Source organism: Streptomyces sp. So13.3 (assembly GCF_005860785.2).
GTDB classification, from domain to species: Bacteria; Actinomycetota; Actinomycetes; order Streptomycetales; family Streptomycetaceae; genus Actinacidiphila; species Actinacidiphila fildesensis.
In genome coordinates, this window is sequence record NZ_CP048835.1 from 7868655 (window position 1) to 7886162 (window position 17508).

At 68.5% G+C, this 17508-nt stretch carries 19 protein-coding genes and 2 pseudogenes; 10 read left to right on the forward strand and 11 right to left on the reverse strand.

Going from position 1 to position 17508, the window contains the following annotated elements; translation table 11 throughout:
- Positions 1 to 2 precede the first annotated feature (2 nt).
- From C8250_RS35220 to C8250_RS35235, 4 genes are all read left to right on the forward strand, one after another.
- Positions 3 to 845, forward strand: a complete 843-nt coding sequence (locus C8250_RS35220; protein ID WP_198358988.1) for a hypothetical protein — start codon at positions 3 to 5, stop codon at positions 843 to 845.
- Positions 846 to 945: 100 nt separating this feature from the next.
- A complete protein-coding gene (locus C8250_RS35225) occupies positions 946 to 1623 on the forward strand; it encodes a response regulator transcription factor (RefSeq protein ID WP_138352852.1) in 678 nt (225 codons plus the stop codon).
- Positions 1620 to 2981 carry a HAMP domain-containing sensor histidine kinase gene (locus C8250_RS35230; RefSeq protein WP_138352770.1) on the forward strand — a complete coding sequence of 454 codons (1362 nt, stop codon included), beginning with the start codon at positions 1620 to 1622 and terminating at the stop codon, positions 2979 to 2981. Before C8250_RS35225 ends, C8250_RS35230 begins: the two co-directional genes overlap by 4 nt.
- Positions 2982 to 3154: 173 nt before the next feature.
- Positions 3155 to 3340, forward strand: coding sequence for a hypothetical protein (locus tag C8250_RS35235; protein ID WP_232486015.1), 186 nt, complete (start codon positions 3155 to 3157; stop codon positions 3338 to 3340).
- Here C8250_RS35235 and C8250_RS35240 read toward each other — a convergent pair.
- Positions 3329 to 3943 carry a phosphatase PAP2 family protein gene (locus tag C8250_RS35240; RefSeq protein ID WP_307811579.1) on the reverse strand — a complete coding sequence of 205 codons (615 nt, stop codon included), beginning with the start codon at positions 3941 to 3943 and terminating at the stop codon, positions 3329 to 3331. The two genes, C8250_RS35235 and C8250_RS35240, sit on opposite strands and share 12 nt — an antisense overlap.
- Before the next feature lie 144 nt (positions 3944 to 4087).
- Between C8250_RS35240 and C8250_RS35245 the strand changes: the two genes are divergently transcribed.
- Entirely contained in the window at positions 4088 to 4483 is a 396-nt protein-coding gene (locus C8250_RS35245) for a BlaI/MecI/CopY family transcriptional regulator (RefSeq protein ID WP_138352772.1), read from the forward strand.
- A 13-nt stretch (positions 4484 to 4496) separates the two neighbouring features.
- On the forward strand, positions 4497 to 5438 hold the full coding sequence (locus C8250_RS35250; RefSeq protein ID WP_138352773.1) for a M56 family metallopeptidase: 942 nt from the start codon (positions 4497 to 4499) through the stop codon (positions 5436 to 5438).
- A 155-nt stretch (positions 5439 to 5593) separates the two neighbouring features.
- Here C8250_RS35250 and C8250_RS35255 read toward each other — a convergent pair whose 3' ends face one another.
- The 3 genes from C8250_RS35255 to rpmG are packed head-to-tail and all read right to left on the reverse strand — an operon-like array spanning position 5594 to position 7178.
- Positions 5594 to 6733 carry a GTP-binding protein gene (locus C8250_RS35255; protein ID WP_138352774.1) on the reverse strand — a complete coding sequence of 380 codons (1140 nt, stop codon included), beginning with the start codon at positions 6731 to 6733 and terminating at the stop codon, positions 5594 to 5596.
- Positions 6730 to 6978: a type B 50S ribosomal protein L31 gene (locus C8250_RS35260; RefSeq protein WP_138352775.1), complete on the reverse strand. Its 249-nt coding sequence runs from the start codon at positions 6976 to 6978 to the stop codon at positions 6730 to 6732. The genes C8250_RS35255 and C8250_RS35260 overlap by 4 nt, the downstream gene beginning before the upstream one ends.
- Positions 6979 to 7013: 35 nt before the next feature.
- Positions 7014 to 7178, reverse strand: a complete 165-nt coding sequence (gene rpmG, locus C8250_RS35265) for a 50S ribosomal protein L33 (protein ID WP_138352776.1) — start codon at positions 7176 to 7178, stop codon at positions 7014 to 7016.
- 69 nt (positions 7179 to 7247) lie between these two features.
- Here rpmG and rpmB point away from each other — a divergent pair, with 69 nt between their 5' ends.
- Positions 7248 to 7484 carry a 50S ribosomal protein L28 gene (gene rpmB / locus C8250_RS35270; protein ID WP_138352777.1) on the forward strand — a complete coding sequence of 79 codons (237 nt, stop codon included), beginning with the start codon at positions 7248 to 7250 and terminating at the stop codon, positions 7482 to 7484.
- A complete protein-coding gene (rpsN, locus tag C8250_RS35275) occupies positions 7484 to 7789 on the forward strand; it encodes a 30S ribosomal protein S14 (RefSeq protein WP_138352778.1) in 306 nt (101 codons plus the stop codon). The genes rpmB and rpsN overlap by 1 nt, the downstream gene beginning before the upstream one ends.
- 205 nt (positions 7790 to 7994) lie before the next feature.
- Here rpsN and C8250_RS35280 read toward each other — a convergent pair.
- The 4 genes and pseudogenes from C8250_RS35280 to C8250_RS35295 all read right to left on the reverse strand — a co-directional run.
- Positions 7995 to 8321 (reverse strand): annotated as a pseudogene (locus tag C8250_RS35280) (GTP-binding protein); the annotation flags it as partial.
- A gap of 267 nt (positions 8322 to 8588) precedes the next feature.
- Positions 8589 to 9104, reverse strand: coding sequence for an RICIN domain-containing protein (locus C8250_RS35285; protein WP_187145112.1), 516 nt, complete (start codon positions 9102 to 9104; stop codon positions 8589 to 8591).
- 870 nt (positions 9105 to 9974) lie between these two features.
- Positions 9975 to 10826, reverse strand: a complete 852-nt coding sequence (locus tag C8250_RS35290) for a hypothetical protein (protein ID WP_187145113.1) — start codon at positions 10824 to 10826, stop codon at positions 9975 to 9977.
- Between the two features lie 262 nt (positions 10827 to 11088).
- Positions 11089 to 11508: a hypothetical protein gene (locus C8250_RS35295; protein WP_138352782.1), complete on the reverse strand. Its 420-nt coding sequence runs from the start codon at positions 11506 to 11508 to the stop codon at positions 11089 to 11091.
- Positions 11509 to 11963: 455 nt separating this feature from the next.
- Between C8250_RS35295 and C8250_RS35300 the strand changes: the two genes are divergently transcribed.
- A complete protein-coding gene (locus C8250_RS35300; protein WP_187145114.1) occupies positions 11964 to 12464 on the forward strand; it encodes a ricin-type beta-trefoil lectin domain protein in 501 nt (166 codons plus the stop codon).
- A 78-nt stretch (positions 12465 to 12542) separates the two neighbouring features.
- Positions 12543 to 12692 (forward strand): annotated as a pseudogene (locus C8250_RS35305) (NUDIX hydrolase); the annotation flags it as partial.
- A 42-nt stretch (positions 12693 to 12734) separates the two neighbouring features.
- Here C8250_RS35305 and C8250_RS35310 read toward each other — a convergent pair.
- From C8250_RS35310 to C8250_RS35320, 3 genes are all read right to left on the reverse strand, one after another.
- Positions 12735 to 13487 carry an IS256 family transposase gene (locus C8250_RS35310; protein WP_187145115.1) on the reverse strand — a complete coding sequence of 251 codons (753 nt, stop codon included), beginning with the start codon at positions 13485 to 13487 and terminating at the stop codon, positions 12735 to 12737.
- A 222-nt stretch (positions 13488 to 13709) separates the two neighbouring features.
- Complete coding sequence (locus C8250_RS35315) at positions 13710 to 15221, reverse strand: S1 family peptidase (RefSeq protein WP_244809564.1); 1512 nt, start codon at positions 15219 to 15221, stop codon at positions 13710 to 13712.
- Positions 15222 to 15991: 770 nt separating this feature from the next.
- A complete protein-coding gene (locus C8250_RS35320; protein ID WP_244809565.1) occupies positions 15992 to 17146 on the reverse strand; it encodes a ferritin-like protein in 1155 nt (384 codons plus the stop codon).
- Positions 17147 to 17508: the final 362 nt, after the last annotated feature.

Sequence of the window (17508 nt, forward strand, 5' to 3'; positions counted from 1 at the left end):
CCATGACGATCACGACGGAATGGTCCGGGGCCGCGCCCACGCGCCGCCAGATGTTGAACAAGGTGCCGGAGGTCACGATCTACTTCTGGGTCATCAAAGTGCTCTGCACCACCGTGGGCGAAACGGCAGCGGACTTCCTGAACAGCAATCTCGACCTCGGCCTGACCAACACGACCTACATCATGGCCGGCCTGCTGATCATCACGCTGTTCTTCCAGTTCATGGCGAAGAAGTACCTGCCCGCGGTCTACTGGATGGCGGTCGTTCTGATCAGCGTGGTCGGCACGCTGGTCACCGACAACCTCACGGACAACTTCGGCGTTCCCCTCGCGACCACCGCCGTCCTGTTCGCCATCGCGCTGGCCGCCACCTTCGCGATCTGGTTCGCGAGTGAGAAGACGCTGTCCATCCACAGCATCGTCACGGTCCGGCGCGAGGCCTTCTACTGGGCGGCCATCCTGTTCACGTTCGCCCTGGGTACCGCCGCGGGCGATCTCACCGCGGAGCAGCTGGGCCTGGGCTACTGGGTGTCGACGGTCGTGTTCGGGGCGCTGATCGCTCTTGTCGCACTGGCGCACACCGGCATCAAGCTGAACGCTGTGGTGGCCTTCTGGATCGCCTATATCCTGACCCGCCCCCTCGGCGCCTCACTGGGCGACTACCTCTCGCAGCCCGGTGACGAGGGCGGCCTCGGCCTGGGGACGGTCGGGACCAGCGCGCTCTTCCTCGTGACGATCTCGGCTCTCGTCGCCTTCCTGTCCTTCACCCGTAAGGATCAGACGGATCCCGGAGCCGCCGAACCCGTCGCGCGCGACCTCGTCCGGGGTGCCTCCGAGGGCGGGTGATACTGACCCCGTGGCTGTTCACACCCCTTCCCACCGCGACGCGCCGTCCGAACGCCGGGCCGAGCCGGCCGAAGAACCCGGCGCGCGGTCCGGCCCGGCCGTGCGCAGGACGCGGCCCCTGGTGCTGGTCGTCGAGGACGATCACGCGCTGAGGGACGTGCTGGCCCGAGGCCTCCGCGAGGAGGACTTCGAAGTGGTGACCGCCGCCGACGGCCGCAGCGCACTGCGAACCCTTGCCGCCACCGGCCACGCGGACGCCGTTGTGCTGGATGTCGGCCTGCCGGACTCCGACGGACGCGACGTGTGCCAGGCCATGCGGGCCCGCGGCCTGGTCGCACCGGTGCTGTTCCTGACCGCGCGCGACGGACTGACCGACCGACTGTCGGGCTTCTCCGCGGGAGGCGACGACTACCTCTCCAAGCCGTTCCACATGAGCGAGCTCGCCGCGCGACTGCGGGCGGCCGTGCGGCGCACCGGAAGCGAACGCGTGGTGCACGGCGCCGGGGTCCGACTCGACCCGGCACGGCATCTGCTCGAGGTGCGCGACCGCACCGCATCCCTGACACCCACCGAATTCCGTCTCCTGGCCTGCCTGATGGCCGAGCCCGGCGCGGTGGTGCGACGGCGGACCCTGATCCGCACGGGATGGCCCGACGGCGCCAGCGTCAGCGACAACACGCTCGACCAGTTCCTGGCGCGGCTGCGCCGTAAATTGCGGGAAGTGGACGCGGTCGAGGGCATCGACACCGTCCGCGGAGTCGGATACCGGTTCGCATGAGACGCTTCACGCGCCGCCCGGCCACCTTGCGCGGCCGGCTCGCATTGCTTGCTCTGGCCAGCACCGCCATATGGGTGGCGCTGCTCACAGCCGCGTTCAATGTGGTGCTCGACGCGCGGCTGCGCGCGCAGGCCGATGATCTGCTGCGCACGCGTGCGGCCGCCGTCGCCGCCACCGTCGAAGTGCGGTCCAACGGCTCACTCACCGTCCATGAACCGTCCGACGACCATGTCCTGGACACCGGAATCTGGATCTACCAGGGCCGGCGCGTCGTGGAAGGACCGCCGCCGCCCGGCGGCCCGCAGGCCTGGGCCGACCGGCTCGCCGGCGGGGAAGGGTTCGCGGACGAGTCGTCCGGCTCCGCTCCGTTCCGACTGTACGCACTGCCGATCCGGGACCGGGGTCGCCAGGTGGGCACGGTTGTCGCAGCGGTGGAAGTCACTCCGTACCGGCATACGGCCGAGACCGCGCTCATTGGGTCGATCGGTCTGGCGGTGCTGCTACTCGGGGGTGTCTACCCGGTGACCCGTGCGGTCGTGGCCCGGGCACTACGCCCAGTCGGCGTCATGAGCCGGCAGGCGGCACGGTGGAGCGGGGAGGACGCCGGTCACCGCTTCGGAGCAGAGCGACGCCCGGCGGAACTGGCCGACCTGGCGGGGACACTCGACGCACTCCTGGACCGGCTGGCCGCGGTGCTCCGGCATGAGCAGCAGTTGACCGGTGAGATGTCACACGAGCTGCGCACCCCGCTGGCCGCTCTCACCGCCGAGGTCGAATGGCTGCAAGCCAGGCCGCGCGGCGTCGAGGAGCAGGAGACCGCGCACCGGGCCATCGCGTCCGGGGCAGCCCGCATGCACGGCATCGTCGAAACGCTGCTCACTGAAGCGCGCACCCGCGGCTCCGAGACATCCGGACGGTGTTCATTGCGGGAGACGATCGAGGAAGTTGCGCGCCACAGCGCCGAAGCCCACCCCCAGGATCCACCCGTGGTGGTACGAACCGGAATCGACGGGGAGCAGCCCACTGTGGGCGTCTCCGCTCCGCTCCTGGAACGGATCCTGGTGCCACTGCTGGACAACGCCCGCCGCTACGCGGTGCGGTGCGTAGCGATCGAGTATGCGGCCGTTCCCGGACGGAACGTGGAGGTCACGGTCTCCGACGACGGTCCCGGGATTCCGGCCGGCCTGTGGGGGGCCGTCTTCGAACCGGGATTCAGGGCCGATCCCGCCAGCAGGCACGATGGAGCCGGCTTGGGCCTGCCACTCGCACGCCGCCTGGCGCGAGCGGCAGGTGGTGAGATCACGGTGTCTCCTGCCGATACCGGCGCCCGCTTCGTGGTCTCACTTCCCGCCGGATAGCGTGCGGCTCGGGGCAGCCGAGGGGTGTCAGGGCACTGCCCCTCCTCATACTGGCGCCGGAGTCGACGACTGCGCCGAACCAGGGGGAAGGCCATCCTGGAGGCTTTCGCCCACCACTGCGTGATCAGGCCCGCGCGTGGCGGCACGTTGATCCTCTGTGCCCGATGATGGCTATGCGTGATCCTGTCCACCAGCCCTGCAGGCACGACGATTTCGGCCTGTTCTGGACAGTGTTCGTCCTGACCCGTCCGCTCGGTGCGACTGCGGGTGACTACCTGAGCGAGCTGGAATCCAAAGGCGGCCTCGGGTACGGCACGGTCGGCTCCTCCATCGTCCTTGCGTCGGTCCTATCGGGTTAGTACGGGGCGCAGCCGGCTGGTGCGGAGTCGTTCGACGACCGGGGCGCCGTAGCGGCGGCCGAGGAGGACGGTCGGGGCGGCAATGGCGGTGCCGACCAGGGCGGCGGTGATGACGTCGTGGGGGTAGTGGGCGCCGACGTAGACGCGGGAAGCGGCCATCAGCACGGCGAGGACGAGAGCCAGTGCGCCGAGGCGCCGGTGGATGAGCAGCAGCGCGGTGGCGGCGGCGAAGGCGACGGTGGTGTGGTTGCTGGGGAAGGCGTAGTCGTTCAGCGGTGGGCAGGCTTCGACGAGGAAGTCGTGCGGCAGGGCGCGGCAGGGGCGCGGTTCGACGAAGACTTCCTTGATGCCGGAGTTGACGACGTAGGCGAGGACGACGGCGATGCCGCCCGCCAGCGACGCGGCCATCGCGGCGGCATCGGCACGGCGGGCCATCCACCAACCGGCGAGCAGGGCCACGACGAACAGCGCCGCTCCGTAGCTGGTGAAGGCCAGCATCGGGGCGTTGAGCCAGTGGGTGTCGCGGGCGAAGTCGGTGACGGTGGTGTACCAGCCGCCGTCGATGGCTGCGCCGTCCAGGGCCTGGAACGAGGTTGCGGTCACGAGGATGCCTTTGCAGGGGGAGGCGGGCGCCGGGGCTGCTCGCCAGGCGCGGGAGGGCATGGCACACTCGGGGGCGCCAGCAGCTTCTACAGTCACGTAGACGTTCTACGCGACTGTAGATGATGAACGGAAGGTAGCCAAATCATGAATGACGACGGCGCGGCGACCCCGGCAGCCGGACGGCGCCCCAACGGCGCTCTGGAGGCCGAGGTGCTGGCGATCCTGCAGGCCGCCGAGGAGGCGCTGACCCCCGCGCAGGCGGCTGAGCGCCTCGGCGGCGGACTGTCGTACAGCACGGTGGTGACGATCCTCTCCCGGCTGCACGCCAAGGGCGTCCTGGAGCGCGCCCCTCGCGGCCGGGCCTACGCCTACGCCCCCGTGACCGATGCACCGGGCCTGGCCGCACGCCAGATGCACAAGGTCCTGGGGAGCAAACCGGATCGAGAGAAGGTCCTGACCCGGTTCGTCGACGATCTGTCCGCCGACGACGAGCAGTTGCTGCGCCGCTTGCTCGGCGCCGAACTCGACCCCGGCCAGTAGGGACCGCCCCCGGATGCGCCTCGCCGTCTATCTGCCGCTGCTCTTCCCTGCCTTGGCCGCACTCGCTGTCCGGCCGCTGACGGAGCGGCTGGAACCGAGACTGGCCACCTGGATCCTCGCCGTCGGAGCGGTCGTCCTGGCCCTCGGCAGCACCACGGTCCTCGGGCTGCTCGTACTGGCCGCAGTGGTCCGGATCCCGCCTGTCGCCGCCTTGGGCGGGTACTCGCTCCAGGTGATGCAACGCCACGATCCCACCACCCGGGCGGTTGGGCTGCTCGCCGCCGTACTCCTCGGCGCCGCGGCGACGGCTGCGACCCGCATGGTGTGGCGGCGCGTGCGGGCATTGTTCAACGCGGCCCTGGAAGCAGCCTGCTTTCCCGGCACGAACCGATTGGTCGTCCTCGACGAACCGGCCGCCGACGCCTTCGCCATGCCCGGGCTGCCCGGCCGCATCGTTGTTTCCACCGGCATGCTCACCGCCTTGGACGACGGCGAGCGCGCAGTCCTGCTCGCCCACGAATGCGCCCATCTACGCGGCCACCACTACCTGTTCACCGCCGCCGTTCAGTTGGCAGCCGCAGCCAATCCACTGCTGCGCCCGGCAGCCACGGCTGTGACCTACACGGTGGAGCGGTGGGCCGACGAACACGCCGCCAGGGTGATCGGCGACCGCCGTCGCGTCGCCCGCACCGTGGGTAAGGCAGCCCTGGCAGCCCGGAGCGGTGCGAGCCGCAGCCGCTTGCCGGGCGCGGCGCTGGGACTGCTCGGCCGGGACCGCAAGCGGACCGCCGCTGGACCGGTGCCCCGCCGCGTTGCCGCCCTGCTCGCCCCTGCCCCGCGCAATCGGGCTGTGGTGCTGCTGGGCGTTGTGGCGGTGCTGGCGGCAACGGCGTTGTGCACGCTGGAGGCGGCCCAGGATCTGCACGAATTGCTGGAACTGGCCAAGGGCGGTTGACCCGGGGCCGGGAATCCGGTCAACGGCATCAAGAACGCAGACCGCTCCGGTCCAGTGGATTGGGGCTGGTCTTCAGCGGCTTGTGGGCGGCCTGGCGGCGGGCCATGTGGATTCCTTGGAGGTCGTCGGTGTCCGGGGTTGTCGATGCCGGGTGTTCAGGAGGCGGGGTCGAGGAGGGAGTCGAAGGCGGTGGGGAGTGTCTTCCACGCCTCGGGTCCTGAGGCGTATTCGGCGTCGGTGAGCAGGCAGAACTCCAGGAGTTGTTCCAGGCCGTGCCGGTCGAGGCCGGGGGAGGTGAAGACGAGGTGCTGGCAGCAGTCACCGTGTTCCGGGTGCCAGTCGAGTGAGGCGGCCGCTCTGCGCATCGGCGGCACCATCTCCCAGGCGGCATCCGGGAGAGCGGCCAGCCAGGGTCCGACGCTTTCCACGGATAGTGCGCCGCCTGCGGCGTCCCAGGCCAGCAGGGTGTTCGGGCGGTCAGCGAGCCAGAAGCGGCCCCTGCTGCGGGCGGCGGCGCAGCAGAGGTCCTCCAGTGCCTGGTGGAGCCGTTCGGGGTGGAAGGGCCGGCGGCGGTGCCAGACGAAGGTGCTGACTCCTGCCTCCTCCGCTTCCTGGGGCAGTAGGGCGCAGGCGGGATGTTGGGCGGCGGCCGCGGTTTCCACGTCGAAGCCGGCGAAGGCCAGCTGGGCCAGTTCCCCGGATCCGGCGGGCACCTGGCGGGCGGTCGGATGGAGTTGGGCGAGGACGGCGCGGTCCTCGTCGTCTGCTGCTGCGCCGTCGACGAGGGCGAGGACGGGTGCGTACTCCAGCTGCCGTGCCCAGGTGTCTCCGACGGTCCGCTGGTCGGTCGGGGCCGCGGCCAGGCCCACCTCGGCCAGGTCGTCGCCGTTGACGAGGTAGGACAGCACGAGCGCGGGGTCGACCGCGGTGATCACGCCGGTGAGGTCGAGTACGTCACTGCCGTGTGCGACGACCTCGGCCATGGCCTGGGGCTCGACGGAGTCCCACAGCTCGACGATGGCCAGCCGGGTCATGCTGCTGTCGGCCAGCCGTTCCAGCTCGGGCAGCAGGTCTTCGCGCAGCGCGCAGCAGGCGCAGTCGTTGACCAGCGGGGTCTCGTCCCGGGACAGTTCGCCCGAAGCGTCACGCATCAGGCGCCGGACCGTGCCCGTGGCCGCTGTGGCCAGGTCGTGGTGGAGTGCGACGCTGCCCGGCACGGTGTGCAGCAGGCGGTCCACGACCTGCCTGCGGGCGTCGGCGTGGAGCCCTCCGACGATGACGACCGGCAGGGTCATGACGTCCTCCCGTAACGGCGCTCGAAGCGCTCGACGCGGCCGGCGGTGTCCAGGACGCGGGCGGTACCGGTGTAGAAGGGGTGACTCCGCGAGGAGATCTCGACGTCGACGACGGGATAGGTGTTGCCGTCCTCCCAGTCGACCGTCTTGTCCCTGGTGGCGGTGGAGCGGGTGGGGAAGGCGAAATTCGCGGCCTTGTCGCGGAAGACGACGGGGCCGTAGGCGGGGTGGATTCCGGGCTTCATGGAGGTGTCCTTCGAGCTGCGGTGGCGGTGGTGGGTCAGCGTTCTTCGCGGAAGTCGACGTGCCGGCGCACCACCGGATCGAACTTGCGCAGCACCAGGCGGTCCGGGTCGTTCCGGCGGTTCTTGCGGGTGACGTACGTGTAGCCGGTGTCGGCGGTGGAGCGGAGCTTGATGATCGGGCGTACCTCGTTGCGTGCCATGCCGCTACTATACGGGAATGGGAATCGTTTTCAATAAACGATTCGGTTCAGAGAGAGGCAGGTCGCACCTTGTCCGCCCACTGCCAACTGACCGGGGCCCAGCCGGGCTTCGGCAACACCATCTCCCACTCGCACCGGCGCACCTCCCGCCGCTTCGACCCCAACATCCAGCGCAAGCGATACTGGCTGCCCGGCGAGGGCCGGTATGTCCGCCTGACCTTGAGCGCGAGGGCGATCAAGACCGTCGACGTGATCGGCGTTGAGGCTGCCGTTGCCCGGATCCGCGCCCGAGGGGTGAAGGTCTGATGGCGAAGAAGAGCAAGATCGCACAGAACGAGAAGCGCAAGGCGATCGTCGAGCGGTACGCGGCCCGGCGTGCCGAGCTGAAGGAGGTCGTGCGGCGTCCGTCCTCCACACAGGCCGAGCGCCATGCCGCTTCGGCAGAGCTGCGCAACCAGCCCCCTAATGCCAGCGCGACCCGTGTACGGAACCGGGACAGCGTGGACGGCCGGCCGCGTGGGCATCTACGGAAGTTCGGGCTCTCCCGGATCCGCATGTGTGAGCAGGCGCACGATGGTCACCTCCCGGGAGTCACCAAGTCGTCCTGGTAGGGCCTGAATCCTTGGCGAGCGCGCGTGGCCCCACGTCCCCGGTGGGGCGTGGGGCCACGCGCGGTCCGGGCTTGCTGTACGCCTCGGATTGACCGCGACGAAAGCGACAAGGCGAAGGCCCGGCAGAGTGCCGGGCCGGGAAGGACGGATATCGATACCGGGCTGGGCAGTGCCGTGGCTGCGACCACTGCCCAGCCCGGAGTCTTCAGGTCTGCGGCACCGGCTCCAGGTGCTCGTCCTCGCAGGTCTCTTCAATACCGAAGGTGTCCCAGGCAGGGAACGGGTCGCCCGGCGGCAGCGTCTCTCCGTCGGCCATCAGGCAGTCGGCCACGGCTGCTTGCAGGGCTTCGACGCGCAGCCCGGTGCCGATGAAGACCAGCCCCTGGCCCTGGGTGGTCTCCGCGTCGCGGGCGCCGGAGCGCTCAAAGCGGGCCACTGACCCAGCCTGTGACCACGGGCCCGTCACGTGAGGGCGGGTGGCCAGCCAGAAGAAGCCCTTGGAGCGCAGGACCTATCCGTAGGTTCCGCTGTCTGCAGGAGCTCAGACGGCTCGGGCATCACAAAGAGGTCACCGTGCGGCGGGCCGGGCACTGGACGGCGGGCGGTACCGAGATGGGACGCCGCCCGCCGACGCGGCTCGTGGCCCCACCGCACCGCATGCGCCCGGAGCGGGCCGTTAGACAAACGGCCCGGCATCACCCAATCGTGTGGCGTCCCACGTGAGTTAAGGGCACGGTGGGGCCTATCGATGTGGCCGCACCGCATCGCGCGCGGCCACATCGTCAACTGCACCAGGGGTCTAGTAGTACATGCCCCAGTTCTGCGTGGCCGGCACGTTGCTGGCACAAGACCAAAGGGTCATGTACGTGCCGTTGGAAGTGCCATTGCCGTATCCGGTAATGCACTTGTTCCCGTAGGTGGTAAAAGTGTTCGTCCGCAGGTCGACCCTGTCACCAACGCTGAAGGTCTGAGCCGCGTTGCGGTAGCTGCCGCAATCCCACAAGGTCAGCACGGCACCATTCGTGGCATACGCATTGCCCCGGGGCGTCACGCACTTGCCGCTGGACAGGTTCCTGATGAACCCGTCCTCGACGTACCACTTCTGGATGTCGCTGCCCGTGCAGTCCCAGAACGTGAGAGCGGTTCCATTAGCGGTGCTATTGCCCTCTGGAGTGGCGCACTTGACACCGCCGCCTGGGTAGTTGATGAGATAGCCCGTGGCAGATATGTACGCCTGCGCAGAGGTCGCGTTGACCATCATGCATGCGAAAAGCATCGCGGCCAATGTCGCGAGAGTTTTGGTCGTGTTCTTCACTGAAAATCCTTCGAAGTCTTGATTTCTACAGAGGATGCAAGCGGAGAAGGCGCACTCAGGTAGGTAGCAGGCATACGAATGCAGGACAGGCGTGGGCCCGTCCTGGTCGCACCGACCTAACTCGCGTGACTCGGCACCGACGCTCCGAAGAGCCGCCTCCGGCTCCACCCCGAGCCGCTGAACACGGCAGAGACCGTGAAGCATTTCCCCGTTTGGTGACATCCCCCGATGTGCTGCCGCCCCATTGCATGAAGCGCCGGGCGGCTCTCGATTTGACAGAGGCTAGGGTGCCTGATCAAGGCCTACGCGTCAAATGATGGCTTGCCGTGGAGCGCCAGCAGTCCCACCCGCTAAGTGAGTTACCCGCTTCAAACACGGCGGCCACCCACTCCGCTTGGCCGACTTGACGGTATCGCTGGGAGCGCTGTGACAAGCCTGTGTCGATGTACCTGGAACCCCACTTTGCGAGGGTTCCAGGGTCCAAAAGGCGGATTTCGGGGTCGGGGCCGCCTCACGAGGGCCGATCGCGGCCGTCCAGTAGGCGATCGACCCGGCCGGTGGCCCGCTGCGCCTCCTCGTCCGCCGCGCGACGCACCTCAACGGCCTGCTGAACGGCCGCGAGCCCGGCAGTAATTTCCACGGCCCCAACTGCCCTGGGCCTGGGCCTTGTCAACGTCACCAGACGCACCCCTTCCGCCCGCACTCGAGACGATTCGTGCGATGACCGCCAGCCTCAGGCACCGGCTTCGCCACGAAGCATCCAACGGTCACTGCGGTGGCTGCCCAGATGAGCGCAGTGTTCGATGCTGCCGACCACCCGACCGGCAACATGCACCTGCGAAAGAAGTAGCGAACCTTTCGTGATCGCTCTCAACGTTCCTGCCGCAACGGATCTCCGTTCAGCGCCGCGGTGGCGGCCTTCACCTGGGCCTGCAGGGCGGTCTTGATCTGTGCCATAGCGGCGGCGTTCTCGGCGATCGCCTGCTTCTGGTAGGCGAAGTCGACGATGTACCAGACGCCGACCAGGTTCGCCTTGTGCCGACACTTCGCGTCGGCCGTTGCCACCTGGATCTCATGCGGCGTGGGCATGGGGGTGTCCGACCACTTCTTGTCGCCCATCGCGGCCACGGGGTCCGGGTAGCTGAAGCCGCTTCCCTTCATGCACTGCGACCATTGAGCGAAAACCGTCCGGGTCCGGACGTCGTGCTGGGAGTTCAGCAGCGTGCCGAACTTGAGGTCCTCCGCGAGCTGCGCATCGCCCACTCTGCCGTCCACGGCGCCGGTCAGTTCCTTGACGGTCTCCCCGACGCAGCCGTGGTTCGGCACGGTCCGGCCGTTGATGACCTGCCCGCCGGGACCGAACTTCTGCGTCATGTCGGACGAACCCCGCAGAGCGGCCGTCATCTGCTGGCTGAGCTGCGGCCTGGGGGGCGCCGAGCTCGTGCCCACGTCGCCGCCCTCCAAGTGATAGCCCCACTTCGCCATCACGGTGGCGTTCTGCGGCCCGTAACGGCCGTCCCTTCGGGTGGTCGGGGCATCGCTACCGCGCCTCGGCTGAAGCGGTGCCGAGTGCGGGTAACTGAATCCGAAGCGTGCCATACACCTCGCGCCAAGCCGTGCCTGCGCCTTCTCGACCGTGAACATCTGCTCCGGATTGAACAGATAGGAGTCCAGGGGCAGCGGCAGATTGTTTGCCGAATCCAGCACGGGCGTGGCGGACACCGGGGGCGGAACCACGACCCGGGTCGGTGCGTCGGTGCCGCGCTCCGAGTCCGCGACGGCGCCCGTGCAGCCGACCAGCAGCAGCGGCAGGGCGACAAGGAGGACGGTGGAGCGACGCGGGCGGCTGAGCACAGGCGTGATCTCTCTCGGTTCGGCGAGACAGGCAGGTGTGGATGGCGGAAGCAGGTTGGGCTGCAGTGATCTCCGGCCAGTGCGAATGGTCGGAGATCACTGTCGCTTCTCAGACGGGGGCAGCTCCGGCTCAGCCGAAGAAGCCGGCCGCGTTGTTGTTCTTCATCTGCGCGTTGAGGTCCCTGAATCCGTAGTCCGGGATGGTCTGGCAGGCATAGCTGCAGTTGCGGTCGCCGCTGCTGTAATAAACGGTGAAGGCGCCGGCGTACCAGCTGTCGACCGACGCGGCGTGGTTCTTGACGGAGACGCCGGCACCATTGGTTCCGTAGGCGCTCTCGCCGAACTGGTAGCCCGCGTAGTTCGATATGTTCGACGACTGGTGGAAGACGGCCCCGTAGCCGTTGCTGCTGGAGTTGAAGTACAGGCAGACGTAAGGGCCCCCCTGGCAGTCGGCCAGGGTGGAGGCCGAGGCCATGCCGGTGGTCGCCAGGCCCGCGGTCAGAACGGTGCCGGCCAGGGCGGCGGCGGCGAGGATCTTCCGTATGCGCATTGTCGTGCCTTTCCTGACGCCGGCACATCCGGCGTCGTGGATCATGCTAGGGCGTATCGGGAGTTGTGATCGTCATCCTTCGACCGTGGACCGGCTAAGCCCCCTGACCGGTTCGCGAGTTGCGGTGTTGGGTGGTGGTGCCCGCATTCCCTTTGGGTCATGGGCTCATGGTCGGCCGCGGGGGCGACTTCGCGGTGTGCCGACACCATCCGTGGCAGGACCACGGCGTACGGGCCGTGGGGAGCCGGCTCCCCAGGAAAAGATCTTGCAAAATTCTGCAGCACGACTGTAGCTTGGCCCAGCTCACCCTCGCGTGCGGTTGCACGCGTCCCCTGCAGAGCCGGGGACGCGAAGCAGGGGAACACCATTCCAGTACCGGTGCAGCCGGGCCGGGCGTGCGGGGACAGACCGCAGGCACTGCCTTCCTGTGCCGGTTTCTCATGAACGAGGAACGTATGCGCAAGATTGCTTCGCTTCTGACCATAGCCCTGGCCCTGTGCGGTCTTTCCGCCCTTTCCGCCGCCCCCGCCAGTGCCTCCGTCAGCCACTGGGGCGTCGTTTCCAACGACTGGTCAGTCATCACCGACTGCATGACCCCGGAAGGCAACGGGACGTCCAACGGCACCAAGATCACCACCTGGGACTGCACGGGCAGCAACCTGCAGCAGTGGGGCTGGGACCGTAACCACTTGGTGCACAAGGTCAGTGGCAAGTGCCTCACCCCCTCGGGCAATGGAAGCGGTGTCAATGGTGCCGTCCTGACTCTGTGGACCTGCGACTACTCCTACGGATCTCCGCAGGAGTTCTCCTCCACCAAGGACCACACCTTCACCCTCTTCGGTGGCAAGTGCATCACCAACTACGGTGGCAACATGGCCAGCGGAACGTGGCTCACCCTGTGGTCCTGCGCCCCGGATCTGCCCCGCGAGCAGAACTGGAGCGGCTACTACATCTAGGAGAGCCGCAGCACACCACATGCCGGGTGGCGCCCCCGAAGGCGCCACCCGGCACGCACGAGACAAGCTGCTGGGCCGGTCGGCATCTACACCAACCCAGTCCACGTGATCGCCTATGACGACGGCGAAGTACGCCAGCAGTACTCAACCTGCTTCACCTCCCGCATCGTCGGCGGCGAGCTGCACACCAGCAGCGAGACCAAGGAAGTCGCGTTCGTCGAGCCTGCCGCTTGGGAGTGTCTTTTTCTTTGTGCATGCCCGGTGCTGTGATTACTGGTTGATGATGCGGTCGCCGTAGTAGCCGGCGAGGGTGTTGATGGCTTGTTTCCAGTTGCGGGTTCTGCCGGTGACGTTGGGCCGGTTGGGCTGCCGGTCGCGGATGACGAGGTAGAGGACCTTCAGGGCAGCGTTCTCGTCGGGGAAGTGCCCGCGACGTCGGGTGGCCTGCCGGAACCGTGAGTTCAGCGAGTCGCTCATGTTCGTGGTGTAGACGACCTTGCGGATCTCGGACGGGAACCGCAGGAAGAACACGAAGTGTTCCCCGTTGCGCCGCCAGCCCGCGACCAGCGCCGGATATTTGGTGCCCCATTCGGCCTCGAACTCCGCGAAGCGGGCCTCGGCCGCATCCGCGGTCACGGCGGTGCAGACCTGCCGGAGTTCTTTGGCGATGGGCTGCCAGTGCCTGGTGGAGGCGTATTTCAGGCTGGCGCGGACCATGTGGACCACGCACAGCTGCACGTCCGCGAGCGGCCAGATGGTGGTGACCGACTCCGGCAGTCCCTTCAGCCCGTCGCAGCAGGCGATCAGGACGTCCTGCACGCCGCGGTTGCGGAGTTCGGCGAGCCACGTCATCCAGGTTTTGGCGCCCTCGCCGCCGGTGCCGACCCACATCCCCAGTACGTCCCGCTCGCCTTCGAGATTGATCCCGACCGCGACGTAGACCGGGCGGTTCGCGACCGCACCGTCATCCGGAAGGGTTTGTAAGGCCGTGTTTCCGTGCAGCCCTCTTCGCCCATCTCTCACATGTGTCTCACGGATGGGGTGTCATGGAGCTGAAGTAGTCATCATGGCGGCGCGTGTGGAACGAGACATGACCCGACTGGAGGAGTGGGGCGCGCTCGCTGACGGTGCAGCTGCGGTGGCCAGCCCCAGGGGAGGAGGGGCCGGTCACCGCAGCTCCATCGTGCGGTCAGTTCGGTGGAGCTCCGGTGTCACCGGTGACCGGAGCCGGTGGTCCCCGCGGACCTACTGCTGTCCGTCGCCACCATCCGCGCCGGTTGTGGCGCCGGTGGTGGAACCAGCACCCGTATCAGTACCGTTCGCGTCACCCGCACCCGCACCCGCACCCGGATCAGTGCCGTTTGCGTCACCGGAGCCAGCACCCGCATCAGTGCCGTTCGCGTCACCCGTACCCGCACCCGCACTTGAACCCGCACTGGCGTCGTTGCCGTTCGCGTTGTCGCCACCGGCGGCGTTCCCGTTCGCGTCACCACCGCCGGCCGCGCTGCCGCTGCCACCGGCGTCGCCCGCTCCGATGACGGCTCCGGTGGCCGCGAGCGCGGCCGTGACCGGCTGGAAGAAGGTCTCGCCGCCCTGCTGGCAGTCACCGCTGCCGCCCGAGGTCAGCCCCACGGCCGCGTCGCCGGCGAACATCGGGCCTCCGCTGTCACCGGGCTCCGCGCACACGTCGGTCTGGATGAGTCCGTTGACGATGTCGCCGTTGCCGTAGTTGACCGTGGCGTTGAGACCGGTGACGGTGCCGTCCTTGAGACCCGTTCTGCTGCCGGATCGCTGCACCTTCATGCCCACGGCCGCGTCCACGGCCTGGGTGATCTGCTGGGTGCTGCCGTTGTGGAGGTCGACCGCGCTGGACGGCTTCGTGGTCGGGTCGTCGTACGTCACCAGGGCGAAGTCGGTTTTGGGGAACCGGGAGTCCGCGACGGTGCCCAGCGGCTGACTACCTGCCTGATCGGCCGCCCAGGTCTTCGATTCGTTGCCGCAGTGGCCTGCTGTGATGAAGGCGGGCGCTCCCTGCACGGTGACGTTGAATCCCAGTGAGCACTGCGCTCGGCCACCGAAGATGGCGGAGCCGCCGATAGCTCCCGTCGCGGTGTTCGCGCCGCCCGCCTGGCCTCCCGCCCCTCCCGCCGCAGGGGAGCCACCGCCGGCCGCTGGGGGGTTGCCGCCGGCCGAGCCTTGGCGGCGGCCGCCCGCGTCGTAGAGTGTGAACTCGCCCGAAGTCCGTTTGACGCTCACCAGACCGGCCAGCCGGTCCGTGGCCCGTGTCAGGGTGGCCATCTTCGTGCCGGTCACCGTCCGGTCGGCGAGGACCACGATCTGGTTGGTCTTCGGGTCGATGGACCAGGCGGTGCCGGGTATCGAGGCGGTGTCGCTCAAGGTGCGAACGCCGTCGCGCAGTGCGGGCATGGTGTTCCGCACGACCTTGGCGATGGCCCCCTGGGACTGGACCCGCCGGGCGTCGTCGTTGCTCAGTACGTTCACGACCAGGTGGCTGGTGGGGGTGTCCAGGTACCAGCCCGCTGTCCTGCCGCCGAGGTCCGTGTCGAGGGATGCCGCGAGCATCGCGGCCGACTGCGAGGAGAACGTCTCGGGGGGTTGTGGCGTGTTGGTACTCGCGTTGGCGTGGGGAAGCAGGATCGCCACCCCGGCGACAACTGCCGCCACGGCGCCGGTGATGGCGCCGGTCCGCTTGTTCACATGTCGGTGGCTCAACTCAAGGACCTCCAGCTGGATCACGCGGGAAGCACACGGGCGTCCGCCCTGGCGTTTCCTTCAACACCTGTGCACGCTTGCCACCCAGTGGTACGTCGCTGCGTGTGGGTCGGCCTCACGGCCACTCAAACTGTGATGAATTCCGGCACATGCCACAGTGAGCACCTACCCTCCGCCGATTCGTTTCGCGCGCGGAAGAGTTGACCGGCGTTCGTGATCGTTTCGCCGGGCCTCCCGGTCCCCGGAGCAGGGCGGGACGCCGCGACGCTTCCGACGGTGTGAGCGGGCGGCAAGCGTCCACGGGAGCCACCGCCGTGGGCCGCGTCGGGGCGGGTTCGTTGTGACCCGGACGGCCGGTTCCATCGGATGGGGGTTCAACTGCCCTCTCCCGGCGGAACGCCCGGCCACGGAGCCGATCGCGGTGGGACCGCCGGGTACGGAGTTGATGCTGCCGTTGTCGGCGGGGGTCAGCCCCAGCCGGGGGAAGCGGTTGAGGAAGTGGTAGCCCACAACCAAGCGCACCGGTGAGTTGTTCGTGGTCCCGTCGATGTACGGCCGGTCGCCCGCGGTTTTCAGGGCCACCACCAGGGCTCAGGACGCCGGCACACCCGCGGACACGGCGTTCCGTCGGGGCGTTCGCCATTGCGGTGTCGCGGTGAGGCGCCGAAGGCTGGAACGTCGCGGTGGCGCTCCGGGTCATCGCGTCGACTGCGGACGCGCACACTCCTTTACGGCGTGGCGGCGGCCCAGCGGCTGGGCCTGTGCGGGCATGTCCGTTGCCGGGATGTCGGCGATCATTGTCCGGTGGGGCGGGAGGAGAGGGGCGGGCGGAACTGGGGGCCGTAATTCCCCGGGGTACCGGGGATACCGATCTCCATCAATTCGACGGCTGGGGTCTCCAGTCCCCGCATGGCGTGGACGGCCGCGCGCAGGGCGCTGGGGTCGCCGCCATCCCACGCTGTTTCGAGGGTGTCGAGCACGGCGTGGTAAGTGGTGTCGAAGTGGTCGAGGAGTCGCCGGACCAGCACTGACGCGTGGGGCCAGCCGCCGGCTGGGACCGTGGCCATGGGACGGGTGTCGGGGAAGGGCACGGGCGCGCCGGTGAACTGCCTGCTTGCGCCGACCTTGAGCAGCCGCCGTCCGTGGTAGATCTCACCGAAGGCGTAGTAGTGCGCCGGGTGGTCGTCGCCGAAGGACTCATCCGGGGAGGTGATCGTGCCCTCGCCCTGCTCCTTGATGACTTCGAGGCAGCGTTCGACGTCATCGAGGTTCTCGACCGGCTTCAGCACGGCGGAGCCGATGTGTTCGGACAGCTGCCCCCGCGCCGACAGTTCCGGTGCCGCCTGTCGGAACGCCTGCTGCAGGGTGGAGTAGAAGTCAGCAACGCTCGGCGAGGTGGCCCTGCTGCGGGTGAGCGGAGCGTCGGGGGCCTCAATCGCCATCATCACGTCGTGGACGACGGACTTGGTCAGGCCCGACAAATAGATGTTCACTCCGGCGCGCACGCCGCCGGGTAGCGGGCCGGGGTAGGTGGGGGCGGCGTCGCTGATCCGGGGCCGCCCGCCCACAGCCACCAGGAGGTTGCAGACCACTCCCAGGTGGTACATCTCGTCGCCGACGATCCGCCGGATCAGACGCGCGACCTCGCTGCTGCGGTCCTTGACCGACCACCAGCCGCACAGATACGGCGGGATAGTGGAGAGTTCGAGTTCCACCGCAACCTGAAGGGCCTGCCTGAGCCAGCCGACGTCGCGGCCGATGGCGGGAACAGCCATCAGACGCGCGACAGACCCGAACGGTGCGGCCTGCGGCGGCCCGGCCGCGTGCGCGGCTGCGGCGGGCCCGGCCAGCGAGACCGGCGCGGCCGCCAGGGCTGCCGCCGCCACGAAACTCCTGCGCTTGAACGGGGAAGCCTCCGGTTTGTCCGGGTCGCTCGTTGTACCTGTCACCGTGGTCTCCGCTCGTCGCGGTGGGCCCCGCCTGCTCCCGGGGCTCCTCGGGTCTTCCGAAGGTTCGCGAAGCTAGCAGCGGTTGTCCCCGTTCCCGAGGTGCGGGATCCGCGCGGTGCAATTGCCACCCGTTCGGCCCAGACGAGGCGAAGCCGCACCCTTGCGGGGGAGGTCCGCAGCAACCCCTTGCGAACCCGCGGGCTGGGGGTGCGCGGGCCCTATCGTCGGGCCTGCCCGGCCACACCACGGGCCATTTAGTCGACAACGCCGCCAACACGACTCTCGCTCTTCTTCGGCAAGATGGCCGATCGACTCGACCACCGGCTTGTTGAAGGGTGCGGTTGGCGCGGAGGAGCGCGTTG

What these genes read in the sequence shown, in the direction of transcription:
- C8250_RS35220 (WP_198358988.1), top strand. Translation starts at nt 3, where the DNA reads ATGACGATCACGACGGAATGGTCCGGGGCCGCGCCCACGCGCCGCCAG.
- C8250_RS35230 (WP_138352770.1), top strand. Translation starts at nt 1,620, where the DNA reads ATGAGACGCTTCACGCGCCGCCCGGCCACCTTGCGCGGCCGGCTCGCA.
- C8250_RS35235 (WP_232486015.1), top strand. Translation starts at nt 3,155, where the DNA reads ATGCGTGATCCTGTCCACCAGCCCTGCAGGCACGACGATTTCGGCCTG.
- C8250_RS35245 (WP_138352772.1), top strand. Translation starts at nt 4,088, where the DNA reads ATGAATGACGACGGCGCGGCGACCCCGGCAGCCGGACGGCGCCCCAAC.
- C8250_RS35250 (WP_138352773.1), top strand. Translation starts at nt 4,497, where the DNA reads ATGCGCCTCGCCGTCTATCTGCCGCTGCTCTTCCCTGCCTTGGCCGCA.
- C8250_RS35255 (WP_138352774.1), bottom strand. Translation starts at nt 6,733, where the DNA reads ATGACCCTGCCGGTCGTCATCGTCGGAGGGCTCCACGCCGACGCCCGC.
- C8250_RS35260 (WP_138352775.1), bottom strand. Translation starts at nt 6,978, where the DNA reads ATGAAGCCCGGAATCCACCCCGCCTACGGCCCCGTCGTCTTCCGCGAC.
- rpmG (WP_138352776.1), bottom strand. Translation starts at nt 7,178, where the DNA reads ATGGCACGCAACGAGGTACGCCCGATCATCAAGCTCCGCTCCACCGCC.
- rpsN (WP_138352778.1), top strand. Translation starts at nt 7,484, where the DNA reads ATGGCGAAGAAGAGCAAGATCGCACAGAACGAGAAGCGCAAGGCGATC.
- C8250_RS35295 (WP_138352782.1), bottom strand. Translation starts at nt 11,508, where the DNA reads ATGCGCATACGGAAGATCCTCGCCGCCGCCGCCCTGGCCGGCACCGTT.
- C8250_RS35300 (WP_187145114.1), top strand. Translation starts at nt 11,964, where the DNA reads ATGCGCAAGATTGCTTCGCTTCTGACCATAGCCCTGGCCCTGTGCGGT.